This is a genomic window from Caldisphaera sp. (genome assembly GCF_046536515.1).
Taxonomy (GTDB): domain Archaea; phylum Thermoproteota; class Thermoprotei_A; order Sulfolobales; family Acidilobaceae; genus Caldisphaera.
This window is the reverse complement of record NZ_JAWDMQ010000064.1, coordinates 1-7,140: the sequence shown is the minus strand read 5'-3', so window position 1 is coordinate 7,140 and position 7,140 is coordinate 1. Positions and strand designations below refer to the sequence as shown.

Annotated in this window: 7 protein-coding genes; 3 read left to right on the top strand and 4 right to left on the bottom strand. The window is 31.6% G+C overall.

The genetic code is table 11. From position 1 onward, the window contains the following. Nucleotides 1–230: 230 nt before the first annotated feature. The 3 genes from RXO53_RS07340 to RXO53_RS07330 all read right to left on the bottom strand — a co-directional run bounded on the left by RXO53_RS07340 (nt 231) and on the right by RXO53_RS07330 (nt 3,881). A complete protein-coding gene (locus tag RXO53_RS07340; RefSeq protein WP_410713578.1) occupies nt 231–779 on the bottom strand; it encodes an acetate uptake transporter in 549 nt (182 codons plus the stop codon). A gap of 52 nt (nt 780–831) precedes the next feature. Next, complete coding sequence (gene acs, locus RXO53_RS07335) at nt 832–2,802, bottom strand: acetate--CoA ligase (RefSeq protein WP_410713577.1); 1,971 nt, start codon at nt 2,800–2,802, stop codon at nt 832–834. 101 nt (nt 2,803–2,903) lie between these two features. Next, nucleotides 2,904–3,881 (bottom strand): amidohydrolase family protein, encoded by a 978-nt coding sequence (locus tag RXO53_RS07330; protein WP_410713576.1) that lies wholly within the window; start codon nt 3,879–3,881, stop codon nt 2,904–2,906. Nucleotides 3,882–4,011: 130 nt separating this feature from the next. Here RXO53_RS07330 and RXO53_RS07325 point away from each other — a divergent pair, with 130 nt between their 5' ends. Continuing rightward, nucleotides 4,012–5,151 (top strand): hypothetical protein, encoded by a 1,140-nt coding sequence (locus tag RXO53_RS07325; RefSeq protein ID WP_410713575.1) that lies wholly within the window; start codon nt 4,012–4,014, stop codon nt 5,149–5,151. A gap of 29 nt (nt 5,152–5,180) precedes the next feature. On the opposite strand, the gene RXO53_RS07320 is transcribed toward RXO53_RS07325, so the two are convergent. Beyond that, nucleotides 5,181–5,348 carry a hypothetical protein gene (locus RXO53_RS07320; protein ID WP_410713574.1) on the bottom strand — a complete coding sequence of 56 codons (168 nt, stop codon included), beginning with the start codon at nt 5,346–5,348 and terminating at the stop codon, nt 5,181–5,183. 688 nt (nt 5,349–6,036) lie between these two features. On the opposite strand from RXO53_RS07320, the gene RXO53_RS07315 reads away from it, so the two are divergent. Continuing rightward, nucleotides 6,037–6,939, top strand: coding sequence for a DUF2797 domain-containing protein (locus RXO53_RS07315; RefSeq protein WP_410713573.1), 903 nt, complete (start codon nt 6,037–6,039; stop codon nt 6,937–6,939). Between the two features lie 35 nt (nt 6,940–6,974). Beyond that, on the top strand, nt 6,975–7,097 hold the full coding sequence (locus RXO53_RS07310) for a hypothetical protein (protein ID WP_410712395.1): 123 nt from the start codon (nt 6,975–6,977) through the stop codon (nt 7,095–7,097). Nucleotides 7,098–7,140 lie beyond the last annotated feature (43 nt).

Here is a 7,140-nt window from a genome sequence, read left to right as displayed (position 1 = left end):
TGTACCATATAGCAAAGTCTTTTAATCTTCTAACAGGCACTTTAGGAATAGTTTCTATCTTACCTCCATAATATTTATGTAGTTCAACGCTAAGTTTATACCATTCAGCAGTTGCAGATTCGCCTTCAGACACTAGATAAACACCCAAATATATTAAGTGCAAACTAAACGTAAAAATTTATTCCTTATCAGTTATTTTTTTAAAAAAATGATTATTTAAAATAAAAAATTTATTCAGGTACGACAGCTTTGCCCTTAACTGTGTTTACTATAATTGCCATAGATAAATAAACTGCTAAAATTCCTGTAATTAATCCTATCCATCCACCAGTTTTTAAAATCATTGAACTTCCAGTAAAATCGGCTGCAGACAAAACGAAGAAAGTTATGAATAGGAATGTTAAGACAATACTTAAAACTCTTGCTTTAGCTAATATAGATCCAACATCCATGTAGAGAGTAAATATACCCCATAAAAGCATCCAAAGCCCTAATTCTGATGAGCTTATTTTTAAACCGAGTATTAAAGCTAATGCTAGACCTATCCAGAATAAGCCGTATCCAGAGAAAGCAGTTCCACCAAAGGTATCATTTCTTCTAAAGGATATCCATCCTGCAAAAACCTGTGCTAAACCACCCCAAGAAACTGCATAGCCAATAGTTAATCCTGTTGTTGGTATAATTCCAGCATTTGCAAAACTTAAAGCAATAGTTGTCAAACCAAATCCTACTAAACCCAAAGCTGCCGGATTTCCCCAAACCTCTTCTTTACCTGACATTTTTTTAAACCCCCTTATTAAATTAAAAAAAAAATCAAAAAAACTACATATTTTATTTCATGCTTAACTTAAACTCATCCCATGCCCTTCTTATTTCATCAACCGAAGTGGGGTCTTCTAAGGTAGATGTGTCTGCTGTAGGATTATTTGTAAATATTGCTTTAACTACTCTCCTCATAATCTTACCGCTTCTCGTCTTTGGCAATTTTTTAACGAAAACTATTGCTTGTGGAGTTGCAATAGGACCAATAACATTTCTAATTGTTTCTACAAGTTCTTTTTTGAGTTCTTCACTTGGATTAACGCCAACTTTAAGGACTACAGCTGCTATAGGTACTTCACCCTTAACCGGATCTGGTAAACCAATAACAGCTGCCTCAGCAACTGATGGATGCTTAATTAAAGCATCTTCCATTTCTATAGTTCCTATCCTATGACCTGCTACTTTTAATACTTCATCGGCTCTTCCTAATAGCCAGAAATATCCTTCCTCATCTTTAACAGCGAAATCACCTGCATAAAATAATCCTGGATATTTGCCAAAATAGGTCTTTACATATCTCTCAGGATCTCCCCAAATTCCTAAAGGCATACCTGGCCAAGGTTTCTTTATAACCAAATATCCTTTAACTCCATAAGGAGTTGGTTTTCCATTATCATCCAATACATCCGGTTCAATACCAGGCAATGGGAAAGTTGCAGATCCAGGCTTCAATGGAACTAATCCTAAATTTGGTGAAGGTGCTATCATAGAAGCTGAAGTTTCAGTCATCCACCAAGTATCTATAATAGGGCAATTCCCTTTTCCTATAACATTAAAGTACCACTTCCAAACATCTGGATTAATCGGCTCTCCTACTGTACCTAAAATTCTTAATGATGATAAATCATGTTTATTCACATTTTCATCTCCATATTGCCTTAAAAGCCTTAATGATGTAGGACTTGTATAAAGTATAGTTACCTTATATTTTTCTACAATAGCCCACGGCCTGTCTGGTGCAGGATAAACAGGGGCTCCTTCATACATTACTTCTGTTGCTCCATGCATTAATGGACCGTAAACTATATATGTATGACCAGTGATCCATCCTACATCTGCGAAAGTCCAATGGACATCCTCAGGCTTTATATCCCAATTCCATTTAAATGCATTATAAACAAATACCATATAACCTCCTACGCTATGCATAATTCCTTTTGGCTTACCTGTCGTTCCACTAGTATAAAGCATAAACAAAATATCGTCTGACTTTCTTGGTAAGGGTTTAACATAAGTGCTATCCGGATATTTGCCTATTAAATCATGGTAATAATAATCCCTCCCTTCAACAAATGGGATTTGCAATCCCAACCTTTTAACAACTATTACTTTTTCAACTTCAGTCCCTTGATTCTTTGCCATTTTAATTGCTTCCTCAACATTCTTTTTCAATTCAATGGGTTTTCCATTTCTAGGATAAGCGTCTGCTGTTATCAAAACATTAGATTTTGCATCAACTATTCTAGTTGATAAAGCTTCTGCACTAAAACCAGAAAAGACTACACTATGAATAGCTCCTATTCTAGTTGTAGCAAGCATAGAAATAGGTAATTCTGGAATCATTGGCAAATAAATAGTAACTCTATCATTTTCTTTAACTCCAAGGTCTTGTAAAGCTTTTGCTAGCTTATTTACTTCTCTAAACAAATCCTTATAGGTTATAACCCTTGATGTCCCGTCTTCTCCTTCCCAATAATAAGCTACTTTATTAAATACATGTGTATTTTGCCATCTGTCCAATGCATTTAAATTAATATTTGTTAATCCTCCAACGAACCAACGATAAAATGGAGGATTTGAAGAATCTAAGACTTTATCCCATGTTTTATACCATAAAAGCTCTCTTGCTTTTTGATCCCAAAAATCTTCTATATTTTCAATACTTTTCTTCCAAAAATCTAAATATGCATTATGGTAAGGATAATGTTTTTCCCTATAAGGAAGGTCTTCTATTTCCCCACCTTCAGGCTGTTTACTCAAAAATTACCATCCCCACTAATGTTTAATATATAACGCGCAAGTATATAAATCTTACCATACATAAATGTATGCAAAAAAATATAAATAAGTATTATTTAGTATTATTTTATTAAATCATAGTTGCTTGTTAAACATTCTAAATTAAAAATATATTCTGCATTTTCATGCGCGTATTTCTCAAGGTTTCTCCTTGAAATACCTGAATTTAAGAGAGTAAAAAATACGTCTTCCATATATAATTTTGGATCAGAATTACTTACTGCAGGATAATCAGAGCCATACATGATTCTATCTATTGGAAAGTCCTTCATAATTAAAGGAATAATTTGTGATGGCAATGCAGAAGTATCTATATAAACGTTTTCATATTTTTTGACTAAACTAAGCGTTTCGTCCATAAAAACGCCTGGTGCTATTGCACTATAACCACCAGCATGAGCTATAATAATTTTTGCATCTCTATATTTGCTTAATATACTATCGAGTTTAGAAGGATCTCCATATTTACAGAATTTCGGTAATTCCCAAATACCAGGATCACATCCACCATGGATAGTAACTGGAAGACCTTTTTCATTAGCAACAGCTATTGTTGTTTCTATGGAAGGATCATTTAGATATTTAAAAAATAATGTAGAAATGATCTTAAAACCTCTAAATCCTTCATTTATAGATCTTTCTAAAATAGTCGCTAATGCATCAGGTTCTAAAGCTAAATTAGCAGGAAATAGTACAGTAAAATTAGATAAAGCTGAAATTTCTTGATGCTTTATGAATTTGCAAAAACTCTCGGATAATTGATGTGCCATTAAAAATAAGTTTTCGGGGGTTAGCACTTCTTTAATTTCTCCAGCAAATTTATCAATTAAATATTTCGTTCTATCATATTCCTTTAGTATATCGTCATAGGAAACCTTTAGTAGTAGATCTCTAAATGGGGGAATACCTAATATAACAGCTCCTCCTATACCCGAGTCAACTAATTTTCTTAAATATTCATTAACCTCCTTTGTATTTTTCATTACAGGGCTGTGCACATGTGCATCTATTATACAGGATACTGGTATGTCAGCTTTCAAGTATACTACCCAGATCTATTTTATCAGGAAACATTTTAAACTTAATTAGTAAAAACTTATTGTAAAATTTTTACGCTTAATTACTTTTAAGTTCAGTTATTTATATTAAATAATTAGAGCGGTGAATTGGGTGCCAAGAGAAAAAATACCTGGAGAAATGTTAAATAGGAAAATTATGCTAAAAATGATGAATGCAATTCAAGAAAACTACCCTCCATATAATTTAACCAGGTTATCAGAAATTTTAGATATTGCAGATTCTACACTAGAAAAATACTTTAATTTGATTAGAGATAGAAGTTTTGCATCACCGGTAGTAGATTTTTCAAGAAAACTACTTAATTTAAAATACGTAATGGCTATAATTAAAGGAAAATGGCTTGAAAGTTCCCCTCTAAAAGATTATTGGCTAGTTGGAAGATTTCATACATCTTTGGGAACTGTTTTAGGCTATTTTTTCCCTGTTAACGATATTAATGCGATAAACGATTTGAAGAATTCAATTAATGCTGAAATATATCAATTTGATGACATGTATAATTCACGACCTAATTGGTTATATTATTATGACGAAAAAAATGATAAGCTTTATGATATAGATAAAATATATAAAATGTTAGATAATCACCCACCAATAAACTATGAAATAAAAAATCCACTGAGAAAGCCTGACGCATTAGATGTCTTGATATTAGCTGCTTTAGGATCTGATGCCATAGGAAATTATCGTTTATTAATAGATGCATTTAAGGGTCCTAGCCCATTAAGAAGGTTTAAGCCGTTTTCATCTTTTAAATATCATTTAAGCCATGCAAAATTATATTCAAGAGGAGGAGCATTTTTACCAAAAGTTGGTCTTAATTCATTTAATTTAAGACTAAAAGAATCAATGCCATTTACATCAGGATATATATTACTTAGGGGTAGCAATAAAAATATTAGGGACATTTTTAAAAGACTTTTAGCATTTCCATTTGTAGGCCAAATTTTATTAGGCGATAACGTAATATACTTTAATTATGTTATAGATTCGAGATATTTCGATATTACAATAGTTAATGAGTACAAGCAATATTCATGGGATGAAGTGATACAATTTAACCTTCAAGGCCATGATATAAAAGAAAGATATATATTGCCATTTAGAGAATACAACCCGATTCTAAAGGAATGGGTACCAAATAGTAATCTAGAAGAAATTGCTAGGAGAAAAGTTAAATTATCAGAATTTGAAGAGTGGTATAATAAACATTACTTAGAAATCAAATAAAATCAATAACAATCAATAAATAAAAATAATCATATAAATATATCGTCTTCCCCGCTTACTGGTGCAACTGCTTGCAAATTGGCATGAGTAGCAGGGTGACCCAAGTGCAATGATATCACTAAGCTTATTACTGCTAATATAGCAGGCAAAACACTTAAAACCTTTACCCCATACCTCTTAAAACCTTTTATACTCATACTTTCTCACCACATCCTAGTAATATTCTAGTTCATCGAAAACTATTATTGTTTTTTTCATTGGTTTAAATGAATAATACGGAGTAAAATTTATATATATGTGTTTATTTATCGATATATTCTTCTATTTAAGAATCATCTCCTTTAAGTTGAAATATTTAAAAAACACTTTGCCTGTGGGCACGAAAATATGTATATACAATCTTTATAATTTGCTATTATAGACTTTTCATGTAGTATTTATGTATCGAATTTCTATAGAAGCTCTGCAAGGTGAATCTTAATGAATACTTATAAATGTATGCGTACAATATCTAAGGGAATAATAGTTGGTATAGTAGTTATTATTGTGATAAGAATTTATGTATGATCTAGTCCATACTCTAAAGGGTTTTTTGAGTCCTGGAGGATTATACCTATCTATGGGTGCTACTCTATTATACTCTATGGTATTGTAAGAGTAAAGTTGGCTCTTACTCCTCATACTATAAGAGTTGGCCAGATGAAGATATATACGATGTAAAGTTTAATAGCATAAGGACTATTGTTGTTTGTTTATTATCACATGGTTTTCAAGAAAGGAAGTTTAGAAAATTATCAAATCTTTCTGCTAAACTCTTTAATGAGCTTAATTATGAAGGCAATAAAACTTTTATTTTTTAATAACTCAATTATTTTTTGATAAGAAATGTATGAAAGAGTCATTTTGAGGCTTGTTAAGAAGAATATAGGGAATGAAATTAAGGAAGAGATTAAACCAGGAAGGAATGTATTAGTCGGTAATGATACTTTTAATATAAAAACGTACGAATCAGACCTAGATTATTTATTAATACAAAAAATAGGATTTCCTGAAGTTTATAAATATAAAGGTCCAGTTAAGATCATAGAAAGCAATTTAAATAGTTATTGCGAGTGGCATAATGGACCTTTAGAAGAAGCTGATGATCCCTCCAAAAGATTTTATTGTCCAGCTCCATCGGAAGGTTTTTGTAGCAAACATAAGAGGAGTGAGAGGGCTATATATAATCTGTGCTTATCATATAGAGGAGAAAAATCTCTTGAAGCATGTAGAGAGATTGATAAAAAAATTAAAGAAGGAGAATATGTAGTTTATTTAGTTGATTTCGGAGAAGATTTGCCTAAAGTTGGGACAACTAGAAAATTCAGGATATTAGAGAGAATAGCAGAGCAACCTCATATAGTTGCAGCTCAAATATATTTAACAGATAGCTTATATAAAGCCAGACTAATGGAAATAAATATATCAAAAAATAAACTAGCTAACGAACTTTGGAGGCACAGATGGATTCAAACGGATAACCTATATAACTCTTTGCTTAGGATGAAAAACTATATTGAAAAAATTTCTAAAAAATTTGATATTTCTAAAGAGACAGAATTTTTTAGAATTAAACAACCTAAAATTAATTATATTCAAGGTAATATTGAAAATAAAGAGCTTGAAATAAAAGGAACTTGGGGTGGTTACCTAATTCTTTATAGTTCAAATTATTATATTTATCGTGAATCTCAACTATTACATAAAGATAGCCTTGCCATTTATGGCGGGGATGAGAAAAGCTTATAAGGGCTATTTCCTTATTAGTTATCTTGTGGTAAGTAGTGGTAAAACTTAAATGCCCTAGGTGTGGGTATGTATGGGACTACAAGGGCAAAAAGCAATATTATGCAACGTGCCCAAATTGTATGAGAAAAGTCAATATAGCTAAATACAAGGTTGAGTAACTATGTCTATGGGCAATGAGGGTTTACTAACCTTAACAGTTAA